This window comes from Syntrophorhabdales bacterium, assembly GCA_035541455.1.
GTDB lineage: Bacteria > Desulfobacterota > Syntrophorhabdia > Syntrophorhabdales > WCHB1-27 > JADGQN01.
Genome location: DATKNH010000131.1, coordinates 21361 through 45301 on the forward strand (window position 1 = coordinate 21361; position 23941 = coordinate 45301).

General features: G+C 53.6%; 22 protein-coding genes. 10 read left to right on the plus strand and 12 right to left on the minus strand.

What is annotated here, in order from left to right:
* Nucleotides 1-80: 80 nt before the first annotated feature.
* The 4 genes from VMT71_14205 to VMT71_14220 all read left to right on the plus strand — a co-directional run bounded on the left by VMT71_14205 (nt 81) and on the right by VMT71_14220 (nt 4757).
* The gene (locus VMT71_14205) at nt 81-530 is read left to right on the plus strand and encodes a tripartite tricarboxylate transporter TctB family protein (protein HVN25122.1); all 450 of its coding nucleotides are present in this window, start codon (nt 81-83) and stop codon (nt 528-530) included.
* A gap of 1 nt (nt 531) precedes the next feature.
* The gene (locus VMT71_14210) at nt 532-2040 is read left to right on the plus strand and encodes a tripartite tricarboxylate transporter permease (protein ID HVN25123.1); all 1509 of its coding nucleotides are present in this window, start codon (nt 532-534) and stop codon (nt 2038-2040) included.
* A gap of 351 nt (nt 2041-2391) precedes the next feature.
* On the plus strand, nt 2392-3381 hold the full coding sequence (locus VMT71_14215) for a tripartite tricarboxylate transporter substrate binding protein (GenBank protein ID HVN25124.1): 990 nt from the start codon (nt 2392-2394) through the stop codon (nt 3379-3381).
* A 173-nt stretch (nt 3382-3554) separates the two neighbouring features.
* Entirely contained in the window at nt 3555-4757 is a 1203-nt protein-coding gene (locus VMT71_14220) for a mandelate racemase/muconate lactonizing enzyme family protein (GenBank protein HVN25125.1), read from the plus strand.
* 34 nt (nt 4758-4791) lie between these two features.
* On the opposite strand, the gene VMT71_14225 is transcribed toward VMT71_14220, so the two are convergent.
* Complete coding sequence (locus VMT71_14225; GenBank protein HVN25126.1) at nt 4792-5901, minus strand: aminotransferase class V-fold PLP-dependent enzyme; 1110 nt, start codon at nt 5899-5901, stop codon at nt 4792-4794.
* A gap of 230 nt (nt 5902-6131) precedes the next feature.
* Here VMT71_14225 and VMT71_14230 point away from each other — a divergent pair, with 230 nt between their 5' ends.
* Together VMT71_14230 and VMT71_14235 are read left to right on the plus strand one after the other, a co-directional pair.
* Complete coding sequence (locus tag VMT71_14230; protein ID HVN25127.1) at nt 6132-6908, plus strand: sugar phosphate isomerase/epimerase family protein; 777 nt, start codon at nt 6132-6134, stop codon at nt 6906-6908.
* Complete coding sequence (locus VMT71_14235; GenBank protein ID HVN25128.1) at nt 6908-9889, plus strand: AIR synthase-related protein; 2982 nt, start codon at nt 6908-6910, stop codon at nt 9887-9889. The genes VMT71_14230 and VMT71_14235 overlap by 1 nt, the downstream gene beginning before the upstream one ends.
* Here VMT71_14235 and panD read toward each other — a convergent pair whose 3' ends face one another.
* The 5 genes from panD to VMT71_14260 form a co-directional block, all read right to left on the minus strand.
* Nucleotides 9890-10246 carry an aspartate 1-decarboxylase gene (gene panD / locus VMT71_14240; protein ID HVN25129.1) on the minus strand — a complete coding sequence of 119 codons (357 nt, stop codon included), beginning with the start codon at nt 10244-10246 and terminating at the stop codon, nt 9890-9892.
* Nucleotides 10243-11091, minus strand: a complete 849-nt coding sequence (panC, locus tag VMT71_14245; GenBank protein HVN25130.1) for a pantoate--beta-alanine ligase — start codon at nt 11089-11091, stop codon at nt 10243-10245. Before panC ends, panD begins: the two co-directional genes overlap by 4 nt.
* A 77-nt stretch (nt 11092-11168) precedes the next feature.
* Entirely contained in the window at nt 11169-11966 is a 798-nt protein-coding gene (gene panB, locus VMT71_14250; protein ID HVN25131.1) for a 3-methyl-2-oxobutanoate hydroxymethyltransferase, read from the minus strand.
* A gap of 189 nt (nt 11967-12155) precedes the next feature.
* Nucleotides 12156-12743 (minus strand): hypothetical protein, encoded by a 588-nt coding sequence (locus VMT71_14255; GenBank protein ID HVN25132.1) that lies wholly within the window; start codon nt 12741-12743, stop codon nt 12156-12158.
* A 77-nt stretch (nt 12744-12820) separates the two neighbouring features.
* A complete protein-coding gene (locus VMT71_14260) occupies nt 12821-13795 on the minus strand; it encodes a TAXI family TRAP transporter solute-binding subunit (protein ID HVN25133.1) in 975 nt (324 codons plus the stop codon).
* A 186-nt stretch (nt 13796-13981) separates the two neighbouring features.
* Here VMT71_14260 and VMT71_14265 point away from each other — a divergent pair, with 186 nt between their 5' ends.
* Both VMT71_14265 and VMT71_14270 read left to right on the plus strand, forming a co-directional pair.
* Nucleotides 13982-15409, plus strand: a complete 1428-nt coding sequence (locus VMT71_14265) for a UbiD family decarboxylase (GenBank protein HVN25134.1) — start codon at nt 13982-13984, stop codon at nt 15407-15409.
* A 26-nt stretch (nt 15410-15435) separates the two neighbouring features.
* Complete coding sequence (locus VMT71_14270) at nt 15436-15591, plus strand: hypothetical protein (protein HVN25135.1); 156 nt, start codon at nt 15436-15438, stop codon at nt 15589-15591.
* Nucleotides 15592-15602: 11 nt separating this feature from the next.
* Here the strand turns inward: VMT71_14270 and VMT71_14275 are convergent, their stop codons facing one another.
* From VMT71_14275 to VMT71_14285, 3 genes are all read right to left on the minus strand, one after another.
* Nucleotides 15603-16586 (minus strand): glycosyltransferase family 4 protein, encoded by a 984-nt coding sequence (locus tag VMT71_14275; protein HVN25136.1) that lies wholly within the window; start codon nt 16584-16586, stop codon nt 15603-15605.
* A 261-nt stretch (nt 16587-16847) separates the two neighbouring features.
* Nucleotides 16848-17033 carry a hypothetical protein gene (locus tag VMT71_14280; protein ID HVN25137.1) on the minus strand — a complete coding sequence of 62 codons (186 nt, stop codon included), beginning with the start codon at nt 17031-17033 and terminating at the stop codon, nt 16848-16850.
* 139 nt (nt 17034-17172) lie between these two features.
* Entirely contained in the window at nt 17173-18426 is a 1254-nt protein-coding gene (locus VMT71_14285; GenBank protein HVN25138.1) for an ATP-binding protein, read from the minus strand.
* 184 nt (nt 18427-18610) lie between these two features.
* Here VMT71_14285 and VMT71_14290 point away from each other — a divergent pair, with 184 nt between their 5' ends.
* Complete coding sequence (locus VMT71_14290; GenBank protein ID HVN25139.1) at nt 18611-18898, plus strand: antibiotic biosynthesis monooxygenase; 288 nt, start codon at nt 18611-18613, stop codon at nt 18896-18898.
* Nucleotides 18899-18967: 69 nt separating this feature from the next.
* Nucleotides 18968-20380 (plus strand): lipopolysaccharide kinase InaA family protein, encoded by a 1413-nt coding sequence (locus VMT71_14295; GenBank protein HVN25140.1) that lies wholly within the window; start codon nt 18968-18970, stop codon nt 20378-20380.
* On the opposite strand, the gene VMT71_14300 is transcribed toward VMT71_14295, so the two are convergent.
* The 3 genes from VMT71_14300 to VMT71_14310 are packed head-to-tail and all read right to left on the minus strand — an operon-like array spanning nt 20358 to nt 23822.
* Nucleotides 20358-21509: a radical SAM protein gene (locus tag VMT71_14300; GenBank protein ID HVN25141.1), complete on the minus strand. Its 1152-nt coding sequence runs from the start codon at nt 21507-21509 to the stop codon at nt 20358-20360. The two genes, VMT71_14295 and VMT71_14300, sit on opposite strands and share 23 nt — an antisense overlap.
* Nucleotides 21506-22186 (minus strand): ribonuclease III, encoded by a 681-nt coding sequence (rnc, locus tag VMT71_14305; GenBank protein ID HVN25142.1) that lies wholly within the window; start codon nt 22184-22186, stop codon nt 21506-21508. Before rnc ends, VMT71_14300 begins: the two co-directional genes overlap by 4 nt.
* 55 nt (nt 22187-22241) lie before the next feature.
* Nucleotides 22242-23822, minus strand: a complete 1581-nt coding sequence (locus VMT71_14310; protein ID HVN25143.1) for a class I adenylate-forming enzyme family protein — start codon at nt 23820-23822, stop codon at nt 22242-22244.
* Between the last annotated feature and the right edge of the window lie 119 nt (nt 23823-23941).

Below are 23941 nucleotides of genomic sequence, written 5' to 3' on the forward strand. Positions count from 1 at the left end.
TCACCGCTTCCCGTGAACGTGTATATTCCGTCTCATGAGATTGGGAGCGATTGCCGGTTTCGCCGGAGTATAAGGACTGCATGCTTCGTGTAAAGAGCCCTCAGGATCTCGGGGCAGCGATTGTCTTTATAGTGATCAGTCTGGCCGGACTTTTCTTCGGCAAGGACCTTACCTTCGGCACAGCCTCACAGATGGGCCCCGGTTTCTTTCCCACCTGGCTCAACTTCGCGATCCTCGCCATCGGCATCGCCACCGGCGTGAAAGCATTGTCTGTCGACGGGCCCTCTATCGAACGATTCCAGATACGCCCGATTCTCTTCATCGTTGTGGCTATAGCAGTTTTTGCCATTCTCATCAACACAGTCGGTCTTGCACTGTCCGCAATGCTCATGACGATCTTCGCGGCTTACGCGCGGCGCACCGTGAAGGTGACCGAAACAATCCTGCTTGCCGTGGGGCTCGCCATTTTCAGCGTGATTGTGTTTGTCTACATGCTCGGACAAGCAGTGCCTGCCTGGTGGGGTCTGTAGGATGGAGATTAATCTTATCCACAATCTGGCAGTTGGCTTCGGAGCGGCAGCCTCATTCAAAAATATCGGGTTTGCACTCATCGGCTGTCTCGTGGGCACACTCATCGGGGTGTTGCCCGGCATCGGGCCTGTCGCTACCATTGCCATGCTATTGCCGATCACCTTCGGACTCGATCCCTTGGGCTCGCTCATCATGCTCGCCGGCATCTTCTACGGCGCACAATATGGCGGTTCGACTACGTCGATCCTCGTGAATATGCCCGGCGAGGTATCGTCGATCGTAACGTGCATCGATGGCCACCAGATGGCCCGGCAGGGACGTGCCGGTGCAGCGCTCGCAGTGGCCGCCCTGGGATCTTTCTTTGCCGGTTGTGTCAGCACGGTTTTCGTAGCAGCCTTCGGCCCGCCGCTCGCGGCCATTGCCCAGGAATTTAACTCGCCGGACTATTTTTCGTTAATGGTCCTGGGCCTCGTCACCGCAGTGGTTCTTGCGCATGGATCGGTGATCAAGGCGATAGGGATGGTTCTTGTCGGTTTACTCTTCGGCCTGGTCGGAACGGATGTCAACAGCGGGGTCACGCGCTACACGTTCGGCGTTTCGGATCTGTGGGACGGCATCGACTTTCTCCCCTTGGTCATCGGCATGTTCGGCATCGTCGAAATTATCCTTAACCTGGAACAGCCCACTATGCCTCGTTCGGCAGCGGCCACAAGGTTCAGGGAACTCTGGCCGACCAAGAAGGATTTCAGAGAATCCTGGCGCGCGGTGCTGCGCGGCACCGCTCTCGGTTCGATCCTCGGCATATTGCCGGGCGGCGGTGCCGTCCTGGCCTCATTCGCGAGCTATACCGTTGAGAAGAAAATCGCTAAAGACCCGAGCCGGTTCGGCAAGGGTGCCATCGAAGGCGTGGCAGGGCCCGAATCGGCCAACAATGCAGCCGCACAGACCTCCTTTATTCCCTTGCTCACCCTGGGATTGCCATCTAATGCAGTGATGGCCCTGATGATGGGAGCGATGATCATAATGGGCATCCAGCCCGGTGCTTCCGTGATGAACACCCGTCCGGACCTCTTCTGGGGACTCGTTGCCAGCATGTGGATCGGCAACGCGATGTTGGTGGTGATCAATCTTCCGCTGATCGGCATGTGGGTCCGGCTGCTCACCGTGCCCTATCGTTTCCTCTACCCCGCAATTCTCCTCTTCTGCGTCATCGGTGTGTATGCGACCAACCCGAACGTAGCCCAACTGATGCTCACGGCCCTCTTCGCCGTGTTCGGTTATGTTCTCACGAAGTTCGGGTGTGAGCCCGCACCGCTGATTCTGGGTTTCATTCTCGGCCCGCTCATGGAGGAGAACCTTCGTCGCGCCCTGGTGCTGTCGCGCGGCGATCCGATGGTCTTCATTCAGAGACCGATTTCGGCGATCCTGCTGGCCATTACTGTCGTTATCATAGCCTTGATCGTGTTGCCTCAGATTAGAAGAACCCGTGAGAAAGCGTTCCAGGAATGAAAGTATCTTACATTGATATTGCCAAAAGTTGTACGAAAATAAAATGAATTTCATCATAGATACATGCGGATAAAGGCAAGGAGAGATAAGAACGGACGAGTATACTTGTGCCCAGCATTGTGACACAACGACAATGCTGGGCACGCTTCAGCGCTGCGCGCAGCTCGCTCACCTCTGCCGTGGCGGATTGCTGGTTGATCGGCTGTGGCGTTCTATCGCACAGACGGTCAAAGATAATTCATCAGCGTTCATCAAGGCATCTATCCGCTCTTATCTGCGCTGAAGGCAGTTGCGTCTTGCTGAAAAGAGCTTGAGTTTGACAGTACACTTACATTCTAAAGGAGGGGAATCATGAAAGTGAGATCGAAATTGATGTTGCACTCCTTTGTGCTGGCCATAGTTATGGCCGTGATAGCGGCCGCGGTGCCGATTGCCGCTCATGCACAGCAGTATCCAAAGCAGGATATTCACCTCGTCTGCGCCTTTCCGCCGGGCAGTGGGGCCGACGTGCTGGTTCGGTATTTCGGCGATAAACTCCACCCCATCACAAACCGAACGATCATTGTGGACAACAAGGCCGGGGCCCAAGGCAATATCGCGACCGAATACACTGCAAGGGCAAAACCGGATGGCTACACCATTTACGTCCATGCGGCCAGCACCGTGGCGGCAAGTATGCACCTATTTAAGAAGCCGCCCGTCGACGTGACTAAAGCGCTCCTGATTGCGGCAACGATCAACCAGCAGCCTTTCATGATGGTTGTTGATGCAAAGAGTCCCTACAAGACTGTCGCCGAGGTGACTGCTGCCATGAAAAAGAAAGGGGCAAAGGCCAGCTACGCGACATCGGCTCCAAACGGCACATTGATGGGCGAGGTCTATAAGGCCAAGACAGGCGTCCAGGCCCTGGAGATAAACTATAAGACCGCGCAGGATTCCTTGAACGAAATGCTCAGCGGCAAAACAGACTACGGCATGATGGACCCTCAATACTCGATGGCCCAGGCACGGGAAGGAAGACTGCGAATCCTTGCCGTCAGCAGCGGAAAAAGGCTGCAGGCAAGCCCGGATATCCCCACCATGAAAGAATCCGGAGTCGACATGGACCTGACCGGGTGGTGGGCTGCGATGGTGCCCGCCAAGACCCCTAAACCGATCGTCGCCAAGATAAACGAGTGGTTCACTCAGATTGTAAAAACAGATGAAACAAAGAAGTTCCTGGCCAGTTACGGCGGCGATCCTTTTGTCATCTCACCCGAAGAAGGTCAAGCGCTTTTCATAAAAACTGAGAAAGAATGGGGAGAGTATATCAAGTTGGCCAAGATCGAGCCGAAAGGCTAAAATGGACGAGGTGCAATCGTATGAGTAATCACGGATCCTCTTGTTCATCGTCGCCTAATCCGACTCATGCACACAAACGGAGACCCAGCGCCCTCGGACCTGAGGCGGTGGGATCTCCGTTGCATTAAAGAGCAGCAGTTGTACGCATATAAATCTCATGGGATGGTGATTGTATGAAGATTACCGGCGTCGAGATGTTTCCGGTGAGCATTGCTTTCAAACGAAAAGTCAAAACGTCATTTCGAGGCATGGCGAGAGATGAAGGCATCAGTGAAGACAATGTAGTTATCAGGATGTATACCGATGAAGGAGTGTCCGGGCTGGGTGAGGCAGGCACGTGGGGGATCTACTACTGCGGAGAGAGTCAGGAATCGATCATGGCCGCTATTGGGACCTATCTTTTTCGCGAAGTGCTGGAAGGAGAAAATCCGTTCAATATTGATCTGATCCATAAAAAAATGGATGAAGCGGTACTCCGAAATTCAGTTTCCAAATCGGCTGTTGATTTTGCTCTTTACGATATCATGGGTAAAGCGCTCAACGTGCCGGTGTATCAGCTCATCGGCGGTTGCTATGCAAACCAATTCCCTGTAACCGGAGCCGTTCTCGGCATCGACACGCCGGAGATAATGGCGAGAGTTGCCAAGGATGCGCTAAAAGATCTGGGGCCGGAGGGCCGTTTGCTAAAAGTGAAGCTCGGGCTGGAATACCTGAAAGACGTCGAGCGGGTCGAGGCTATCCGCGAAGCGGTGGGCCCGGAGCATTATCTTTTACTGGACTGTAATGGGTCATTAGATGTGAAGGAGGCAATTCATTTCGGGCAGAAGGTTGAGGCGTTTGCACCGGTCTTTCTTGAACAGCCGGTCGACTATGATGACCTGGAGGGCTTGCGCGAGGTCAAGAGAAACGTGCCGGTTCCGGTAGGCGCATGCGAATGTGCTATGACGATCGAGGATATGATGCGTGTGATCAGAATGGACGCCGCTGATTTCTTCAATTTCAAGATCGATCGTTTAGGAGGTATCTATAAGGGAAAGCAGGCAGTGGGTATGATAAACGCGGCAGGCAAATGGACCCTGCTCTCGGGCCAGGTAAGCGTTGGTATTGCAGCGACGGCGCGCAACCACTTCGCTGCAGCAACCTGTACCATGTTTCGTCCTGTTGCCTCAGGTGTTTCCGGCGTCTTCACGATCTACCCCGCTTCTTACCCGGAATATACCGAGGTGGAGAATGTTCTCGTAGGCGGAGTTAAAGTTGAAAAAGGGTATGCCCAGGTTCCTCCGGGCCCAGGCCTTGGTATCGAACTCAAAGAGCAGGCTCTGGAGAAGTTCATTACGACAGGGAAGAGCCGCGTGCTTGTAGGGAAGAAGGGGTGAAGAATGAAATGAGCGGTCTTCCCGGCGAGCGCTCTTATCTCAGTACCTGACGCAGCGCCCCAAGCAGGCGATCCACATTTTCCTTGCGTGACGTGTAGCCCATCAGGCCAATGCGCCAGACTTTGCCGGCGAGAAGCCCCAAGCCCCCACCGATCTCGATCTTGAATTCGTTGCGCAAACGCCGCCTGACGGACAACTCATCTATGCCTTCGGGCACCAGGACAGCGTTCAGCATAGGCAGACGGTAAGGTTTCTCCACGAGCAGCTTCATGTTCAGTTCTTCGAGTCCGGCAACCAGCGCAAGGTGATTTTCCTTGTACCGGCTGAATACGTGCTCCATGCCTTCATCCAGTAAAAGGAGCAACGCCTGGTAGAGGCCATATACCATGTTTGAAGGGGTAGTGTGGTGGTAGACATGGTTTTTTCCCCAGTAATTACCGATAAGCGTCAGATCGAGGTACCAGTTGGGTACTTTATTTTTTCGTCCCGCTGCCGCAGCCATGGCTCTCTCAGAAAATGAAAGCGGCGAGAGCCCCGGAGGGCAGCCAAGGCATTTCTGGCTGCAGCTGTAAAGCACATCGATGTTCCACTCGTCCATCCTCATCTCTATCCCGCCGAGACTGGTGACAGCGTCTACCACATAAAGGGTGTTGCTGCCTTTGAGAAGCGCACCGATTTCCTGGACTGGATTCTGTACACCGGTCGAGGTTTCGGCATGAATGACTCCCACTATTTTGTAGGATTCCTGCCGGACCTTCTTTTCCACCGCTTTAGTGTCGACGGGCGTGCCCCATGGGAACTCCAGCACGTCAACCGCAGCACCAAGTCTGGCGGCGACTTCCTGCATGCGCTGACCAAAAAAGCCGTTCACCAGTATGAGGACCCTGCCTCCCGGTTCGACCAGATTCACAAAGGCTGCCTCCATACCGGCCGAGCCTGTTCCCGACAGGGTAATCGTCAGTTCGTTCTTGGTGTTCATGATCTTCCGCAGCATCCCCTGGAGGTCTTCCAGGATCCTCATCAAGTGGGCATCGAGATACCCCAGAGTCTTGCGGCTCAACGCAGTATAAACTTCGGGAGGCACACAATTCGGGCCGGGCCCCATGAGCAGGACTTCTTCTATATCCTCCAATAGATTCTTCATCGCGGTATTCTCCTTGTTCTTCAGAGAGCGGTGTTTGTTAAGTCCTTTCCAACCGGTGCTCGTGAGAGCCTTCATGCATTCGCATTTGTGAGTAGCTGGTAGTCAGCGGTGGAAATCAGGGACAGAAAAATAAACCATATATCGGAGGAAATGTACAACGATAATTTGTACGGTCAGGCAGCTTAGCATTTTGGGTTGATTTACGCACTCCGGTCGAGTAAATTAAGGCTGTGGCAGGACCCGAAAAGATACCGTTACTCGTCAACGCCCCTTATCACATGATCAAGGAGAACATGGAGAGGCTCACGCGCCTGGGGATAGGTGTGGAAATCTTTTTCAGTAATAATATCATCGACGGGATTGATACCGGCGAAGTAAGGGAACTGGGAAAACACTTCAAGGAGCGCGGCGTCTATTGCACGGTGCATGCTCCCTTTGCCGATCTCTCGCCGGGCGGCTTTGACAAGAAAATAGTTGCCATTTCAAGGGAAAGGATCAAAAAGGCCGTTGAACTGGCGCAGCATCTCTCCGCGCTGGGAACTGTGTGTCATCCCGGTTTCGATAAATGGCGCTTCCAGGGAAGCGAGCAGCTCTGGCTCGACACCAGCATAGAAACGTGGTCGGAGGTGCTCAAAGAAGCCGACAAAAACTTTCCCATCATGCTTGAGAATATTTTCGAGGATGAACCATCCACGCTCATCACGCTCTTTGGCTACTTTAGAGACAAGAACCTCTGGTTCTGTTTCGACACGGGCCATTTCAACCTGTTCTCCAAGGCATCTGTAGAGGAGTGGCTGCTCCCTCTGAGGGATCGGCTCAGAGAGTTTCACCTTCACGACAACAACGGGAAATCGGACGAGCATTTGCCTATAGGCGCAGGCACCTTTCCCTTTCGTACCCTGAAACAGCTGATCAAGAGAACGGAGAACGTGATCTTCACACTGGAACCTCATGGGGAAACGGTTTTGGGAGAGAGTATAAAAAGCGCAAAGGAGTTTCTATCATAATGGCTACCCGGATTGAAATTGCGTATAAAGAAGGCGTGCGCGACGTACCCGCAGAAAAACTGAAAAAAAGAATCGAGCTGGACCTGGGCATGTTTGTTGATGCCCATGTGGTGGACGTGTACACCGTGGACAGTGAGCTTCCGCAAAGTATCATCGATCTCCTCGTGTCCGATGCGTTTATAGACCCGGTTCTTCAAAGGGCGCACGTGAAACAACCCACAATGTTTGACGCCGATTGGGTGGTCGAGGTTGGCTTCAAGCCGGGCGTCACAGACAATGTGGGGCGCACGGCAAGGGAGGTGATCGAAGCGCTTTCCGGAATTCGTTTCGGCGAGGAAGAAGGGGTTTACACCTCGAGGCTCTATTTCTTCAAAGGTGCCCTCGATGAGCAAGGCCTCAAAAGTATCACCGAGGGTTTGCTTGCGAATACCCTCATCAACCGCTACGCCTACAAGTCCATAGCCGCGTACCGCAATGAGAACGGCATGGGAAGCTATGTACCCAAGGCGACGATGGGGCACGAGCCGCAGGTCGAATCCTTCGATATGGCAATGGACGTGGAAGCTCTGCTTGCCATCAACAGGGAGCGCACATGGGCGCTCTCGAGAGAAGAGCTCCTTGAAATAAAGGAGTACTTTTCGAGGCCTGAGGTTGCAGCCGAACGGAAGGCTGCAGGTTTGTCCGGCGGCCCTACAGACGTGGAGATGGAGGCGCTCGCTCAAACGTGGTCGGAACACTGCAAGCATAAAATCTTTAACGCACTGATCGAGTATAACGACGACAGCCGTAGCGAGACCATAGACAGTCTCTTCAAGACGTATATCGCAGGGTCGACGAACAGGATACGCCAATCCCTGGGTAAGCGCGACTTCTGCATGTCTGTTTTCAAGGACAATTCAGGGATCATCAAGTTCAATAACAAGTATAACCTGGCTTTTAAAGTCGAAACGCACAACACGCCGTCAGCGCTCGATCCTTACGGCGGCGCGCTGACCGGCATCGTCGGCGTAAATCGTGATCCTTTCGGATCGGGCAAGGGCGCACGTCTCCTCTTCAATACCGATATTTTCTGCTTTGCTGCTCCTGACTACAAAGGTGCGATTCCTCCGAGGCTTCTCCATCCCAAACGGGTGCTGGAGGGCGTGAGGGAAGGCGTGGAGCACGGGGGCAACAAGAGCGGTATCCCGACGGTGAACGGTTCTCTCGTATTCGATAAGGACTTCCTGGGAAAGCCCCTTGTCTATTGCGGTACGTGCGGTATTATGCCGGCAAAGATAAACGGCGAGCCGAGTCACGTGAAACGGGCGAACAAGGGCGATCTCATTGTGATGGTGGGAGGAAGGATAGGGAAAGACGGTATCCATGGCGCCACTTTTTCATCAGAGGAGCTTTCTGAGGCATCGCCGACAAGCGCAGTGCAGATCGGTGATCCGATCACGCAAAAGCGAATGACGGACTTTCTGCTGCTGGCAAGGGATCAGGACCTTTACACCTCCATCACGGATAACGGAGCAGGTGGGCTTTCCTCCTCTGTCGGAGAGATGGCGGAGGACACGAACGGCTGTGTACTCCATCTGGAGCGTGCCCCGCTCAAGTATCATGGTCTCGACCCCTGGGAAATCTTGCTGTCAGAAGCGCAGGAGCGCATGACCGTCGCGGTGAGCCCGGACAAGATTGACCGGTTTCTCGCTCTCTCAGAGAAAATGAACGTTCTTTCCACCGTGCTGGGCGAGTTCACTGATACAGGCAAATTCCACGTCATGTTTCAGGGGAAGACAGTGTCGTACCTAGGCATGGACTTCCTGCACAATGGCTATCCCAGGATGCAGTTGGCCGCGAGATGGACAAGGAAGCTCACAGATGAAACCCCGCCTCCCGAACCGCGCGATTACGCCTCTCTTTTGTCCGCGATCCTCGCACGCTGGAACGTCTGCAGCAAGGAATACGTGGTCCGCCAGTATGACCACGAGGTGCAGGCAGGCACGGTCATAAAGCCCCTTTCAGGAAAGAATAACGAGGGGCCGAGTGATGCAGGCGTGGTCAGGCCGGACCCTTCCGGCCTCGAAGGCATTGTGGTGAGCCACGGAATCTGCCCCAAGTATAGTCAGTTTGATGCCTATCACATGGCCGCTCTTGCCATCGATGAAGCAATACGGAACAATGTCGCGACAGGGGGCAGCCTGGAGCGTATGGCACTGCTCGACAACTTCTGCTGGTGCGACCCGGTGGCATCAGAGAGGACCCCTGATGGAGAGTACAAGCTCGCGCAATTGGTGCGGGCCAATAAGGCACTCTACGATTATACAGTGATCTTCGGTACCCCGTGTATTTCTGGAAAAGACAGCATGAAGAACGACTACATGCACGGTGACCTCAAAATCTCCATCCCTCCCACGCTGCTCATCTCAGCCATTTCTCGCATTCCTGATGTCGCCGAAAGCGTGACCATCGATTTCAAGGAAGCTGGCGATCTTGTGCTGGTTATCGGCATGACGTATGCAGAAATGGCGGGTTCCGAATACTTCGGGCACCTGGGACTTACCGGCAACATTCCCCCGAAAGTAGACGGCAAGAAAGCTCGAAGAATGTACCGAGCGTTGGAGCGGGCCATTCGTGCGCGCCTCATCAGGTCCGCTCATGACATATCAGATGGAGGGCTCGGCGTAACGCTTGCTGAGTCGGCCTTTGCGGGCGATCTCGGGGCGACCGTTGATCTGGCGCAGGTGCCGCGCATAGGTGTCTACAGGGACGACTTCCTGCTTTTTTCGGAATCAGCCAGCAGATTCGTCGCGTCTATCCGCGAATCCGACTTTCCGAAAATTGAGAAGCTCTTCCGTGGCTTGCCCTATGCCGTGATCGGGAGAGTCACTGCGGATGCGCGACTGGTAATAAAAGGGATGAATGGATCAGTGCTGATTGATAGTGAGAATAGGACACTGAAGGAGGCCTGGCAGGCCCCCTTCAAAAATCTCTTCGGCTAGTCAGTTGAGCCTCATAATCTGATTCTTCTCGTTAACATAGAGGCGCTTCGGCTCAAACGTTGCGAGTTCGGTGTCTGAATACTGTCCGTAGGAAACAATGATGACCACATCGCCCTTCTTGGCCTTGTGGGCTGCTGCTCCGTTGATGCAGATCACCCCGGAATCCCTGCCGCCGCGTATCGCGTAAGTGGTGAAGCGTTCACCGTTTGTCACGTTATAAACCTGCACCTGCTCGTACTCCTGGATATCTGCCTTCTCAAGAAGGCCCTCGTCTATCGTGATGCTCCCCTCATACTCGAGATTACTCTCGGTCACTCGCGCACGGTGGATTTTTGATTTCATCATGCTCCGGATCACGTTGTCCCCCCTAATATGGCATTGTCTATGAGCCTCGTTGTCCCGATTCGCACAGCGACTGCATATACGGCTCTATCTTTTATGGAGTCCACTTCAGCAAGCGTTTCGGGATCGGATATGCTTACGTATTCGACGTTAATGCCGTTCTCTGATGTGAGCAGGCGGTGTGCCTCTTTTTTGAGCACAGAGCTGTCCTTCTGGCCGGCACTCACAAGTTCCTGCAATTTTTTGATCGATGCATAGATAAGCAGCGCTTTTTGTCGGTCTGCGGAAGAGAGGTAGGTATTCCGGGAACTCATGGCAAGCCCGCCCTCTTCGCGAACTGTCGGGTGCGGGATGATCCGGACGTCCATATTGAGATCCTTGACCATCCGCTCGATGATAGTCAGCTGCTGGTAATCTTTCTGCCCGAACACAGCGATGTGGGGCTTGACCATATTGAAGAGTTTTGCCACAACCGTTGCAACACCCACAAAATGGCCCTTGCGTGTCTGCCCGCACAGGTAATCTTCCAGTCCGCGCACCTGCACGTACGTCGTGTATCCTTTCGGGTAGACCTCTTCGCCGGAAGGATAGAAAAGAATATCGGTCTTTTCCTGTTCGAGCAGTTTCATGTCCCGTTCGAGATCCCTGGGGTACTTGGCGAGGTCCTCGGTCGGCCCGAACTGTGTGGGGTTCACAAAAATGCTTACCACGGTCACATCCGCAAGCTCCCGCGCCCTTCTGACCAACGCGAGGTGCCCCTCATGCAGATATCCCATGGTCGGAACAAAGCCTATGCGCTTTTCTTTGCGCAGGCTGTCAGCCGTCTCCTGCATCTCTTTGACTGTTGCTATAACCCTCATGTTCTAGCTGCCATGGCGAGTTGCGCGTTGCGAGTCTGAAAGCAATAATCGCGAACCCGGAACTCGTAACATTTTCTTTAGTGGAACGAATGGCTGTCATCGGGGAACGCCCCGCTCTTCACCTCTTCAATGTATTCCTTGATGCCTTTTTCTGCTTCAGCGCGGATGTTCACATAGCTTTTTACAAATTTAGGCCTGAACTTGCCGAGCAAACCAAGGAGATCATGAAGCACCAGCACCTGGCCGTCGCAGTCAGGCCCTGCGCCAATGCCTATCGTGGGAATGGTCAACATCTCGGTGATCTTTTTGGCGGCATTTCGTGGCACGCCTTCGAGGACCACTGAGAACGCACCCGCCTCTTCAACGGCTCTTGCATCTTCAAAGAGCATTTCTTCGGCAGCGCCTTTACCCTGCACTTTATAGCCACCCATCCGATGCACGGACTGAGGTGTGAGTCCTATGTGGGCCATCACGGGGATTTCGATATCGACCATGGCCCTGATCACGTCCTTCATTTTGGCTCCGCCTTCCACCTTCACCGCTTCTGCGCCGCTCTCCTTGATCATTCTGCCAGCGTTCCGGCGCGCCTGCTCAACGCTCTCCTGGTAGGACATAAAAGGCATGTCAATTACCACGAGAGCCCTTTTTGTTGCTCTGACAACCGCCTTGGTATGATGAATCATTTCTTCAACTGTGACAGGAAGCGTATTTGGATAACCGAGCATCACGTTGCCGAGGGAATCACCCACAAGCGTGACATCGATGCCTGCTTCATCAACGATGCCACCGAAGACAAAGTCGTACGCGGTGAGCATGGTGATCTTCTCGCCGCCTTTACGCTGCCTGATTGCCGGGACTGTCAGCTTCTCCATCATGCCCCCTCAAACCGTCCCCAAAAAAAAGAACCTTCTGAGCTGTGTTCAGAAGGTTCGCGTACGTCCTGCCTTTCCTTCCGTCTCAGTCCAGCCAGGGGATCCAAGCGGTTAATGGCAATAGTATAGCTGAACTGGATTATTAGTCAAGAACTATTTTTGGGATGGCGTTTCATATAGTGAAACGACCAATTAATGGCTAAACGGACCTGCCCCGGCGAAGAGCGGGTGAGGGGAAGATTCTGCTGCTGCGGCCATTTCCATGACATACCCCGGACGCACGTCATCTTTCCAGTGTGGATAGCCGCCCAGCCACACGTACAGGAGCACGTCATGAAATTGTGGCCGATTGAAGGCGTAGTTCCCGATGGCTATGGACTCTCCTTTCGGGTTCACCATGACCGGGACGCGCCGGGCCGGAGCGAACGTGGCAACAAGCGCCTCTATCCTCTCCCGGGTCGAGTGGCCTTCCGGGTTCTGCTTAAATGCTGCGGTTTCTACCGGAAAGGGAAAGATCCGGTAGACTTCGCCGATAAAACCCTTCAGGTCGACACCCGCGATAGCTCCCCGGAGATTTCCGATCGCCTCTTGAGACAGCACGTACATGACCCATGCAGCCCGGTAAGCACTCTCCGGGTGGTGATGAGCAAGCTCGGTCACGCGTTGACAGAAATCGGATGCGAAGAAAAAGTGATTGTCGAGCAGAAGCATATCAGTTTCGATGTTGAAAAATCCGAAGGGTAATTGACCGTGACTCACAGAGTTGAAGAGCAAGGGCATGGGCAAAGTCTAGCAGAAGAACCGCACCCAGCTCAAGCAACGGAGAGCACTGAACTCCTCTTTACGGCTTTCGGTTGCTACTTGATGGCGCCCGCTTCCTTCAGGTATTTCTCAGCGCCCGGATGAAATGGTACCAGAATGGTCTTCTTTGCATTCTCCACTGTGAGGCCGCGGGCATCCTGGTGGATCTGGTAGTATTCATCCTTGTGATCGAAAAGGGTCTTCAGGAAAGCAAAAATCAGATCGTTGCTGGCGTTGGCGTGCGTCCAGACTGCGCTCGTCCATCCCAGAATAGGTGTATCCTGCTCGATGCCTTTATAGGATTTTGCTTTCACCACATTTTGATAGTGGCCCGGATGGTCCGCGATAATCTTCTTGGCGATCCTGTCGTCAACGGGAATGATGCGCGCATTGAACCTCGTGGAGAGCTCAAGGTAGGATGGCATCGGGTAGCCTCCCGCGAGGAAGCCGCCGTCGAGAGAGCCATCCTGTATGCCTTCCACCGTCTCCTTGTACACGTAGTAGAAGGGCTTGAAGTCTTTCTTTGTCACGCCATAGTATTCGAGAATGAGATGCCCGAGGTTGGCCGGCGAACTGCCCGGACCGCCCATGCCGATCTTTTTGCCCTTGATGTCCGCATACGATTTGATGGGGGAGTTAGCAGGCACGGCGAGATAGAGATCAACCACGTGGTTGAAGATTACAGCACGGAGTTGGGGGAACGGCCTTCCTTTGTACTCTGCTTCTCCTTTGTAGGCATTCCATCCGTCAGGGGTACCGAAGGCGGCCAGCAACTCTTTTTTCTGGCCGTAGGCCAGTTGAAGCCGCCTGACCATGTCGAGGGTGCCGGTGGTTGCTTCGTGCATGAATCTCACGTTTCCGGGCATGTACTTGTTGACGGTGTTGACCATGCCCGCGACCGTCACGTAGGAAAGCCCGCCGGCAGCCGGGCTGGCAAAGCCGACAAGCTGTTGCTGCTGAGCCGGCGCAGGCGCAGCGCACACCGATGAAAGAACTAATGCAAGCACTACAACAAAACATCTACCGTTCATGAATCACCTTTGCTCCCTGCAGTCCGCCGGTCTACCCGGTGGAAATCTATAGCCGGTCCAATTATCGGAAATGGAGACTCGCCATGTCAAGAGAAATTGCCTTGCGTGCGAGCATGGTCACACGAGCACGGTACGCGTTGACTCTCCACAGGCCGTTTGCTATAGTAGCCGAGTGAGGAGGCGGTAATGATGCGAGACCTGCGAAGTTTTCTCCGCACGCTCAAGGAGGTCCTCCCCCGGGACTTCGTCACTATCAGTAAGCAGGTGAATCCCGCCCGATTTGACGTGACCGCTCTTCTCAAACACCTGGAACTGGAAAACAAATATCCCGTGCTTTTTTTCGAGAACCTTCTTGATCTTAATGGAGAGAAATGCCGCTTCCCGCTGCTTTCGAATCTCTTTGCGTCGCGGCAGCGCTGCGCTCTTTCCCTGGATCTCGATCCATCCCAGTGGAAGCTGGCGCTGAGCCTCGAATATGCCGCCAGGGAAAACAGGAGGCTTCCGGCTGCAGTCATTGCCGGGAATCAAGCGCCCGTCAAGGAAGTGATCAGAACAGGAGAGGACGTTGATCTACGCAAGCTGCCCATCGTCCGTCACCACGAGATGGACGGAGGGCCCTACATAGACATGACCGTGATACTGCGCGACCCGGATGAAGGTTTCTACAACGCTTCCTTTCATCGCAACCAGTACAAAGAGCCGAGGAAGCTGGGCATCCATCTTTCGCCACGACACAACTGGACCATACTGCGGAAGAACGAAGAGAGAAACCTTCCCACGCCCTGCGCGATCATTATCTCCCATCACCCTGCCTTCTATCTTGGCTCGCTCAACGTGGCACCCTATGGCGTCGATGACTATGAGCTCATAGGCGGCATCATGGGAGATCCCCTGAGACTTACCAGCTCGGAAACGTGGGGGGACGAATTCATGGTACCTGCAGACGCAGAAATGATTATCGAAGGGGAGATTCCGCCGAAGGTCAGGGAAGTGGAAGGACCGTTCGGCGAATTCCCCGGCACGTATGGACCGCAACGCTGGCGGCCTGTAGTCAATGTAAAGGCGATCACGCACCGGAGTGACGCGATCTTCCAGCATATCTTCACGGGTCATCGAGATACGTGGATCGTGGGCGGTATCCCCAAGGAGGGGAGCTGCTTCAATGCGGTAAAGGGCGTGGTCCCCACGGTCAAGGCGGTGCACTTCGCCATCTCCGGCGCGTGCAGGTTCAACTGCTACATATCGGTTGACAAGAAGGTGGAGGGTGAGACCAAGCAGGCTGCACTCATGGCCATGGCCCACTGCGATTTCGTCAAGAACGTGATCGTGGTCGATGCGGATGTAGACCCGTTCAAGGAAGAAGAGGTGATGTGGGCGGTGGCAACGCGCGTGCAGCCTGATACTGACATCGACATCATACGAAACATAAAGGGCAACACCCTCGACCCTTCCCTCGTTCATGATATCCGTGGGAGCAAAATGATCATCGACGCCACAAAGCCCGTGGACCGTCCATTCTCCAAACGCCTCAATGTGCCTGACGAGGCTATGGCGCGCATGCAGCCGGCTGATTTTATTGAGGCGGAAACGTTGGCTAAGATTCCCGTCGGATAGCTGACTTAACGGATAAGGAGGAACCAGTGGTCAGGATCTTTACCATCGTGTGTCCCAAATGCAAGAAGGAGTTCGAGGTGCATTTCGGGGAGCTGAGGCACAAGGACGTACAACTGCACTGCCCTTTTTGTGACAACTGGTTTAAGCAGGAAGAAAGCCCCAGTATCGACGATCGATGGTGACTCCGGGCGGGTTAAGCCTCTCTCAGCACGCGCTCAAGTGCCGGTGCGCACGCTTCCAGTGAAAAGGATTTTATCACCAGTTCGTGTCCACGCATGCCCATGGTTTTTCGCAAGTGAGCATCCTCGACCAGCCGGGAAAGCTTGGCGACCCACTCCTCGTGCGTCATTGCCCAGAACCCGTTGATGCTGTCCTGGACTACATCCCTGTTCACACCAACCGGCGTGCAGACCGCGGGCACGCCTACCCCGTAGTATTGCAGGATCTTCAGGCCGCATTTTCCCCATGACCAGGGATCGTCCAGTAAAGGCATGACACCGATATCGAGATTCTTGAGGTCCTCGATTTCAGTTTCCTGGCCCCATCTCTTCTTGACTACCTTCATGCGCTCGCAATCAAAGAAAATATCGCAGATGATTTCAAGCTGTGCCTGCGGATACTTTTTTCCCAGCTCCTCAAACACAGGACGCATCCTCTCCAGGTAGTGGAGGCTTCCATGGTCGCCGATCCATCCTATGCTCACTCCCTCCTTCTTCACTGAGTAATCTTTGAGGACATAGCGCGCATTGTCTATGGGCGAAGGGATAACCACCACGTGATCCGTGTATTGGGCTGCTTTCTCCTGCAGGAAAGAGTTGCCGGCGATCACATAATCAGAGGCTTTGATCATCTCCGCAAAGCGCCTTTGCCTTGTGCGCGAGTGGGGTGAGGCTGCCTTGGAATTGTGGTACATGATGGCATCGTCGAAATCGAAAACGATGCGACGCGCTTTGCGGCGCAGTAACCCGAGGAGGCCCGGCTGAAAGCGTTTTCTCTGGAGGAAGAGTATATCGTAACTCGGAAGCTCCCGGAAGAAGCGAAAGAGTTGACCAATCCCGCGGGGATAAACGCTGACGGTAGGTTTAACACCTCTCGATTCAAGGTACGGCAGGTATTGCAGCACGCGGTAACGGCTCGCAGCCACTTCAAAGCCCTGGATGAGGAAGAGTACGTTCATCTCCCGGTCTTGCGTTCCTCTAGAAGCGCTCTGAGAATGAGGCCTTTGGGGTCCTTGGGTCGGGGCATCCTCCAGAAGTCTTTAGGAAGCCTACCGGAACCGAGTTTGATTAATCTGTCGTGTTCCATCTTTTTCATGTGCTTTGAAGTTACTGATATGTTGACGGCTTTCATCGCTGTTATGAACCACTCCGAATTATTATAGCATGTCGAGGCATATTGGCATACAATCAGACTGTAGCGCAAAATCTGTCTTGCGCGCTCAGGTCCGCTCGCCAAGTTCGAGCGAAGGCATAGAGGGTTCTTCCCTCTTGACCCTGCCGACGACCCACTTTTTTTGTATTGACAGCCTGCTTGTGAAAAAATCGTAAGTGGGGGTGAAAGCAAACAGGTCAACCCCTGGAGACTTGGCCACGTTTTCCTCGACCAGCCTCGTTGACCTGCTCATTTTTTCTCCTGCCTGACGATACGAAGTAGAATGGACCGAGAATAGTATGCACATAGTCTTCCTGGCAAGCCATGCGAGCAGTGGCAGCGGGTGGAGGACTAACCGAGACAGTGAGCACGCGGGGATGAACCGCTTGGCGTCAATGGCGCCATTTGGGAGGGCGATGTTCCCCGCACAGATTGCCCCTGTGAACCGCGGACAGTGGTATGGTCGTTTGACGAGTTTTCTTTGTTAGCGTTGTCATGGACCGGATGAACCCGGTCAAGGGGGCGACGGTCACGTTCCTGGCTAAGGGGTAACTTTCTTCCACCGGAGCCACTACCCATGCCTCTTTGATGGAAAGGTCGTCAAGCGCATTCCAGAATCCCTTGCTTACCTCCGGTGCGGCCGAAAGTTTACATTCCACCCCGATCCTCGTCCGACCTTTCTCCAGTACGAGATCGATCTCAGCACCTGTAGCTGACCGGTAGAAAAAGCTGCGCCAGTTCCGAAGCTCCCCGAGGATGTTTTCGATGACGAACCCTTCCCATGATGCGCCTCGTACCGGGTGACCCAGAAGATCATCCTCATCTTCGATGTCCAATAGTGTGTGCAGTATACCCGAATCCCGGATGTAGATGCGGGGAGACTTAACGAGCCTTTTTTTCAGATTCGGAAGAAACGGTGGTAAGACGCGTATCATGAAGGTTTCCGATAGTAAGTCGAGATAAGACCTTATTGTCGTATGGCTGGTGTCAAGCGCTGCGCCAAGGCTGGACTGGTTCAGAAGCTGCCCATGGTAGTGTGCACACATCTGCCACAACCGCTCCAAAGTCGTGGCGGGTATACGGAAGCCCAATTGGGGTATGTCTCTCTCCAGAAACGTTCGAACAAAGTTCTGTCGCCAGTCTACGCTCTCCATGTTCGATCCGGCTAAGAAGCTTTCCGGAAAACCTCCCCTGAGCCAAAGCGTGTTCCGTGAGCCGCGAGATTTAACCTCAGAAAGCAAAAAGGGTGTCAGTTCCAGATACGCTATGCGGCCGGCAAGGCTCTCAGAACTCTGGCGTATGAGATCCCGAGATGCAGATCCAAGGATAAGGAATTGACCGTGCCGACCGCGTTCGTCAATCACGCTCCGTAGCACAGGAAAGAGGTCAGGGCGCCGCTGTATTTCGTCGAGGCACATGAGTTCCTCCTTGTGCGAATCGAGAAATATCTCCGGCTCTGACAGCTTTCGAATGTCGGATGGTCGCTCGAGGTCCAAATAGGCCCCATCTTTGTGCCCTTGCATAATTATCCGGGCAAGGGTCGATTTTCCGCTTCGTCTAGGGTCCAGGACAGCCACTGCAGCGAAAGAATTGAGGCGCCTGGTTACTTCCGTTTCCAGCTTTCTCTTTATGTACGCACAATGCATTTTGAAAGTGTAACTTTCAAGATTGAAGCCGCAAACCTTGCACCTTGCACCGGTCTACGCGTGGCGCGCTCACTGCTCGCATTCAGAATCGTTTCGTGGTACCATCACCAACGCTGGGCAGAGAGCCGTAAGGGAACGCTGACTCAGGCTCTCAGTGCCTCACGCAAGGAAAGGAGAATTTCTGATGTTTGTTGTGATTGTCAATTTTCCACCTGTCAGGGAAGGGAAAGACGAGGAGTTCAGAGAGTGGTTTGTCTGGACAAATAAGGAATTTGCCAACTGCAAGGGCTTTATTGGTCGCCGGCTTTTGAAGTCCACGAAGGACGGCTCGTACGCTGCCATTATGGAGCACGAAAGCCAGGAAACCTTTGTTGCCATGGGTAAGACCCCTGCCCATGCCGAGGCAGGGAGGCGTGCAGCACTCCTTCTCGACGGCCAACCGACAGTGCATTTCTATGAAGCGATCGAATGAACGCGTACCGCTCCTGCCCATGCGTTGACTCCGTTCTCTGCCCTTTGCTATAGTACCAAAGGAAGAATCTTGCACATCTTTAGAACATCGGGCATAACATGGTTTCTTGAGGATGAGCCACTCGAGCGCGTGGTGCAAGAGCTCGCATACGAGCCGGCGCAAAGACGGGTTCACCTGGTCAGGGAATACGAGCATGGAAAAGTCTTCATAAAATTCTTCAGGGAGAAAGGTCTCTCCGGTCAGATCAGGAACCGTATCCTTCCAAGAGGAAAAAAAGAGTACGAGCTGAGCAAGAAGCTTCGCTCACTGTCGATACCCACGCCGAAACCGCTAGGGTACGGTGTGGCACCACAGGGATCTTACTTAGTCCAGGAATGGATAGAGGGGGTGCCCCTTCTCGACTGGGTGGAGAACAGAAACAAGAGAGAACAGCTTCTCGTATCCCTCGTCACGCTTCTTGCACGGCTGAAATCAGCGGGTTTCCGTCACAACGATCTGCATCTCGCGAACATGATTGCATCATCGGATGAAATCTATCTCGTGGATCTCCACAAAGGTGCCTTCAAAAAGAATTTCACAGTGGGGGACGATGTTTCGAATGTTTCCCATGCCCTTGCTATTCTCTATGAGAGCATGGATGAGAGGGAGAAGGAATGGTTTTTCAAGCAGTATGGCGGCGATGCGCTCAGGGTCCCGGTTGAGAAGGAACTGGCGCGTCTCAGGCAGCGCTGGGTGGAGAGAAAGGCCGAACGGGCATTCAGGACGACGTCACTGCTTGAGCGTTCCGGAAATCGGATCACCGTGAGGAGCGTGGACGGGGAGATACATGGTGCCTACCTTGCGACGATCAAGAAGGATAAGAAGGTGAAGGTCGAGCGCTACGCTGATCATCTGCGCAAGACCTATGTCCATAGACGGAGGTTGCACCGTGCCTGGAAGCACCACGTAATCCTGGAGTACATGCGATTTTTCATAACCCCGCGGCCTTACTATGTGGAAGGGCCGTCCACATCAGGGCCGGGTTACATAGCAATGGAGGACCTGACAGGGAAGGGCGAGGAACTCGACCGGTTCCTGGACAGAAACTATGACGGTATGGAGGTTCCTGCGAGGCGCGCTTTTATCGGCCGCCTTTCATTGTTCTTTGTATCGGTCCTGAAAAAAAAGATATTCCACGCGGACTTGAAGGCATGCAACATATTCGTGCTGCAGAAGGGCTCTTTTCTTTTTCTTGACGTGGAAGATCTGAATTTTTCCGGCTTTGACGATGCGGCCATCAAGAGAATGCTGGTGCAGCTCAACACCACCATACCTCAGAGGATTCCGATTGGTGATCGTCTCCGCTTCTTTACGAAGATTACAGAGGGGCTTTTGCCGCGGCCTGAGCGAAAGTGCCTGCTCAAGGAGATCATTTCGGAATCGCTGCAGAGTGAGATCGTTTATGAAGGGGTTAGTGGTCTCAAAAGGGAAGCATGGAAATAGCATCCTGGAGCCAATGTCCCTTCACGCGTATACCTTCGTTGTCGCTACGTCGCTCTCCTCGCCGTACCGTAAGGTACGGCTGCGTCGGCTCCTCGCTGCCGCCCGGGGTACCCGGCCGAAGGCTGGGTCGTCCACGCGAACGGACATTGGCTCCAGACATTCTCTCTGGAATACAGACCAAAAACTCGCCGGGAGAGAGATCGGTCTCACGCCAATCAACGTGAAGTGACTGTTCTTCGAATCTCTTGATGTTGAAGCGGCGATGCCCGATCAGGTGAGGTACATCCTTTTTGCTGATTAAGACCGTGACCGTGCCGGAAAGCCAGTGTTCCTTGCAGACCTTGAGTATTGCGAGAAAAAAAGCTTCTGAGCGCACGAGATAGCCGAACGCAGGATGATAAGGACCGGCCACGATCTCGCTTTTCAGAAACTCGTTTCCTGTGAGACCCATCTTTATTACCTTTACGGAATGGGTCACCGCGTGCAGATAGATGAACAGCGCCCTGAGAACAGCCTCTTCGAGGCTTAAGGGAGTGAATCGCTTTTCATGAAACGCTGCACAGAGCGGCGTATCCCGCAACACGACAAGCGGGTAGATCCGGATAAAGGCAGGCTCGAGACGCAGCAGATGCTCGACGGTCGAGCGTATATCCTGAGTTGTCTCTTCGGGCAGCCCTACCATTACCTGGATGCCTACCGTAAAGCCCGCACCGGTGAGAACCTCGTAGGTATCGTACAGGTCCCTGACCGTATGACGTCTGCCAAGGGCGCGCAGCTTCTCATCTGAGAAGACGGGAATCCCCAGTTCTACCGTTGTCACATTGTGGGCGCGCAAGAGGTCGATGACCTGCATGTCCGGCTTGATTGGTTCGGTCGACAGGCGTATGGTTTTTATCTTTTTTCGATATTCTCTGAAGGAACCGAAGAGACGGGCCAACCCGTCCGGCCCGAGACCGAAAGGATTGCCTCCGTAGATCGCTACTTCAACCGGTTCACTGACAGGATCGAGAGCCCTGCGGATGCTCTCTTCTGTGCCCCGGCTGCTTGTCTCCCCCGTAATATGATGTTGATTACAATAGATGCACTTCTGTCGGCATCCAAGATGCGGCAGAAAGACGGGCACGATCACGATCGCCGCTTTATCTCTTTCAGCAAGGCTTCGGCAGCGTGCCGTTCTGCTTCTCTCTTGCTTTTGCCGATGCCCCTGGCTTTGAGTGTCTTGCTCACGTAGACGTAAATGCTGAAGCCATCCTGCATTTTTCTCGTGAGGCGGTACCGCGGGAGCACGCCCCATCGTTTTTGAGAGTATTCCTGGAGTTCATTTTTGGGATTCTTGGTCTGAAGTTTTTCCTCGTCAAAGTATTGATGAAAGAGCTGTCGTATGATGCGTGTCGCAACGCGGAAACCGCCGTCCATGTACACAGCGCCGATGAGCGCCTCGACCATGTTGGAAAGAACCTTTGAATCTTTCGGCACGCGGGACTTCCCATTGCCGAAGGCCATGTGGTTTTCCAGTTCGAGGTCACGCGCAATCTCCGTCAGGGCGTCTCTCTTGACGAGCACAGAGCGCGCATTGCTGAGAAAGCCCTCATTCCTGTCTCTATACTTTCTGTAGAGAAGGATGCTGATCACCGCGTTGAGAATGGCGTCCCCGAGGTATTCCAGCTTTTCATTGTCGGATTTCGCGCGCTGCTCCTCCTCTTTCAGTGAAGAGGTATGCGTTATCGCATGGTCGAGAAGGGACCTGTTCTTGAATGTGTATTTGATCGTTTCTTCCAGCGGTGAAGGAAAATGTTTTTTGTGCACTGGTCACCACTCATCGGCCACTGACTTGTCAACCAACGGTCGATATCATTTCATGTTATTTCATCTTGAAAGCTTCTTCTGAGCCTCCGTACAGCTTTCTCAGCTTGGGCTTCTCAATTTTACCCGTGGGATTACGGGGAACTTCGCCGAAGACAATCTTTCTTGGCCGTTTGTACTTCGGCAAGCCTTCGGAGAATTTGATCACTTCCTCCTCGGTAAGACTCTTTCCGGGAACTACGTCTATGATCACCACGACGATTTCTCCCAGACGCTCGTCCGGCAGGCCTATTGCCGCCACATCCTTGACTGCGGGGTGTGCGTGCAGGAAATCCTCCACTTCAACAGGGAAGACATTTTCGCCTCCTGTTATAATCACGTCCTTCTTCCGATCGACGATCCAGATGAAGCCTTCGTCGTCCATGCGGACCATGTCACCGGTGTACAGCCACCCGTCTCTCAAGGTTCTTGCCGTGGCCTCCGGATTTTTGTAGTATTCCCTCATTACGCCGTCTCCGCGCACGATGAGTTCTCCCGGCTCACCCTTCGACACATCACGCCCGTTTTCATCAACGATGCGAGCCTCCCAGTTGAATCCGGGCACGCCGATCGCCCCGACTTTATGCGTATTCTCGATTCCAAGATGTACACAGCCGGGACCTGTCGATTCACTCAGGCCGTAGTCCGTGTCGTACTGCATGGCAGGAAAATACTTTTTCCAGTGCATGATCAGGCTCGGCGGTACAGGCTGCGCCCCGATGTGCATCAAACGCCACTGGTCAAGCTTGTAATTCTCCTTCTTGAGCTCGCCGCTGTCCAGCTTAAGAAGTATATCCTGCGCCCACGGAACCAGGAGCCAGACTATTGTGCCGCCCTCCTCATTGACCGCTTCCAGAACCCATTCAGGCGATACACCTTTGAGAATGACCGCTTTGCTGCCCACGATGAAACTCCCGAACCAGTGCATTTTTGCGCCTGTATGATACAGCGGCGGGATAAGAATAAAGTTGTCTTCGCGCTTCTGGTAATGGTGGGCATTTTCAGTGATACAGGCGCAGACCATGTTCTTGTGGGTCAGAAGTATCGGCTTCGGCTGTCCCGTGGTGCCGGATGTAAAATAGAGACCGCAGGGATCGTCAAAACCGATCTCGATGTCAAGCGGTGTGCTGGATGCACTATTGATAAGGGTCGTGAACGACTCGGCGAACTGCGGGATTTTTTCGCCCAGGCAGATATAATCCTTTGCGGGAAGTTCTTTGCGGACTTCTTCTATTTTCGATGTGAAATCCTGATCGAACACCAGGAGCTTCGGCTCTGCGACATCGCAGCAGTACTTGAGATCGGCTCCTGTAAAGCGGAAGTTGAGGGGCACCACCCACGCTCCGGTCCGCACAATGCCAAAGTAAGCAATCAGCCAGTTGATTGAATTGTTCATCCAATGAACGACCTTGTCGCCTTTTCGAATGCCCTTCTTCGCGAGCACATTCGCGAAGCGATTTGCGCCCTCGTCAAACTCCCTCCAGGTAATCTGAAACCTCTTCTTTTCGGCGGGAATGCGTTCGACCAGCGCCACGTCATTTGGATACATTCGAGCGTTTCGTGCCAGTATTTCGCCTATATGAATGTATACATTACCCATCGTGCCCCTCCGGTTTTGTGAAAAAAATTTTTTACGTTGACAAAGCCATATTTTCAATCTATCATGGGTTAAATTTTGCAGTCAATATATTAAAAAAAATAAACAGTTACAGGGAGGGG